Raw genomic sequence first — 1,876 nt, forward strand, 5'->3', positions numbered from 1 at the left:
GGCCGCACCCGGCGTCGTCGCCGCCGCGGTTCTGGTGCGCGACGACCTCCTCGTCGCCTACGTCTCCGGCGATGCCGAGGTGACGCAGGTACGTGAACATGCGGCGCGTCGCCTCGCGCCGTACATGGTGCCGGACACCGTGGTCGTGCTCGACGACATGCCGCTCGGAACATCCGGGAAGATCGACCGGAAGTCGCTTCCCGCACCGGAGCTCGGTCCGCGTGAGATCGTGGCACCGGGGTCGGACACCGAACGCCTGATCATCGAGATCGTCGCCGACGTCCTCGACCAGGCCGTCGAACGGGTGTCGGTCACCGACAGCTTCTTCGAGATCGGCGGGCACTCGTTGTCCGCCACCAGGGTCGCCGCCCGGCTCTCGCACACGTTCTCGCTGCCGTTCACCGTTCGTGAACTGTTCGACGCCCCGTCCGTCCGTGCCATGGCCGAGTGGGTAGACGAGCGCCTCGGAAACGATTCGGTCGTCGCGCCGTTGCCTTCCGGCGATGACCTCCCGGACCTGGGATCGATCCCGCGTCCGTCGCGCCCGCCCCTGTCGGCGGCGCAGCAGCGGATGTGGTTCATCAACCAGTTCGATCCGGCGTCACCCGCCTACAACATCCCGTTCGCCATGCGGCTGCGCGGTCGGCTCGACACCGTGGCCCTGCGCGCCGCGCTCGCCGACGTGATCACCCGGCACGAGGTGCTGCGCACCCGGTACCCGCAGGACCTCGACGGTCGGCCATGGCAGGACATCGCGTCCGCCGACGAGGTGACCGTGGACCAGTGGTGGTGCGACGAGGACGTCGAGACCCTCACCTCCGCCGGCTTCGACGTCACCCGCGACCTGCCGATCCGTGCCGGGATCGTCGCCGAGTCCGACGACCACCTCCTGGTCGTGGTCCTCCATCACATCGCGGCGGACGGTGAATCCCTGCGACCGCTCGTCGACGACCTGTTGCACGCCTATGCCGCGCGTACGGCGGGACATGCGCCCGAACGCCCCCCGCTGGGCGTCCAGTACGCGGATGTAGCCCTCTGGCAACAGCGCGTTCTCGGGTCGGTGGACGATCCGGACTCTGCGCTCGGTCGCCGGGCCCGGTGGTGGCAGGAGGAGCTCGCGGACCTGCCCGATGTACTCGAACTGCCGACTGATCGTCCGCGGCCGCCGGTGGCATCGCTCCGCGGTGCCGTCGTGGAATTCGGGGTGCCCGAGGGACTCGCGTCGTCGATCGACGGGTTCGCACGTCGCCATGGGGTCACCGCGTTCATGGTGCTGCACGCCGCCGTCGCGGTCGTGCTGTCCCGCCTGGCGGGTTCCTCCGACATCGCACTCGCGACGCCGGTCGCAGGTCGTGGTCGCGCCGAACTCGATGCCCTGGTCGGCATGTTCGTCAACACCGTCGTCCTGCGCACCCAGGTCGACCCGGGTGCCACGTTCGGCGAGGTGATCGGGCAGGTCCGCGACACCGACCTCGACGCGTTCGCGGCTGCCGACGTCCCCTTCGAGCACCTCGTCGAGGTACTCGCCCCGACCCGCAGCGAGGCGTTCGCACCCCTCGCCCAGGTGATGCTGACACTGGAACAGTCCGCGATCGGCGACATCTCGGTGCCCGGTCTGACGGTCACGCCCGTCGAGGCGGGTGTTCCCGCCGCACGATTCGACCTCATGATCGGAATGACGGCCGCACGCGACGCAGCCGGCGACCTGACCGCCCTGTCCGGGCGGATCGTCTACGCCACCGACCTCTTCGAGGATCGCACCGTCCGCCGTCTGGGTGAGCGGATCGTCGACGTCCTCACCACCGGACTCGCCGACGACACGGTGGTGGTCGGCGACATCGACCTCGCCGACGCGACCGAGCGTGCCGCCATCGCG

General features: G+C 69.9%; 1 protein-coding gene. It reads left to right on the plus strand.

What is annotated here, in order from left to right; translation table 11 throughout:
* Positions 1-1,876, plus strand: a 1,876-nt coding sequence (locus GONAM_RS22145; RefSeq protein WP_006868988.1) for a condensation domain-containing protein, incomplete at both ends; no start/stop codon positions are given.

It is taken from the genome of Gordonia namibiensis NBRC 108229 (assembly GCF_000298235.1).
Classification (GTDB): Bacteria; Actinomycetota; Actinomycetes; order Mycobacteriales; family Mycobacteriaceae; genus Gordonia; species Gordonia namibiensis.